General features: G+C 56.7%; 1 protein-coding gene. It reads right to left on the bottom strand.

What is annotated here, in order from left to right; all coding sequences use genetic code 11:
- Positions 1-508: hypothetical protein (locus NA637_RS25380; RefSeq protein WP_256075434.1), on the bottom strand; the 508-nt coding region annotated here is incomplete at both ends.

Here is a 508-nt window from a genome sequence, read left to right as displayed (position 1 = left end):
GGACGCTTACATTGCAAAACCGACCTTATTGTTTCAACAGCCGCGGAGTTGCTGCACGTCAGCGGGCGCAAGCTAGAAACCAGCCCCTGCTTGTCGAAGTTAATCTCAAGACCGACGCGCTCATCTTGGTTGCGAGCAACGGTAGTTGCTAGACGGTAAGGCGTCTCGGCGGCGGATACGATCTTCCAGCCAATTAGGTCCAAGCGCGAACGAGCAGAGCGAAGCAACGCGTCAGCCTCTGGCGAGTACCCACTCGTTGCGACGCAAGCGCTGGCTAAGTCGGTAAGTAAAGGCCACTGCGCCGGATCCTTCACGTGCATGGCGGTGACGACGTTCTTTCCGTTGTAGGCGATCCGCAGCTGGCATTGTTCTTCTTGCGGTCCAGATAGATCGTACTGCTCCTGGTAAGGGTGACAGGCTGCCTTTACGACCCGCCAGCCCAACCGCTCTGCGGCGTTGACGACACGGAGCCAAATTGCTACTGACTTGAGAACATCTTTCGATTGGT

The sequence above is a fragment of the Stutzerimonas stutzeri genome, from assembly GCF_024448935.1.
GTDB classification, from domain to species: Bacteria; Pseudomonadota; Gammaproteobacteria; order Pseudomonadales; family Pseudomonadaceae; genus Stutzerimonas; species Stutzerimonas stutzeri_AO.
The sequence above is the reverse complement of the archived record's forward strand: the minus strand, read 5'-3'. Positions and strand labels throughout refer to the sequence as shown.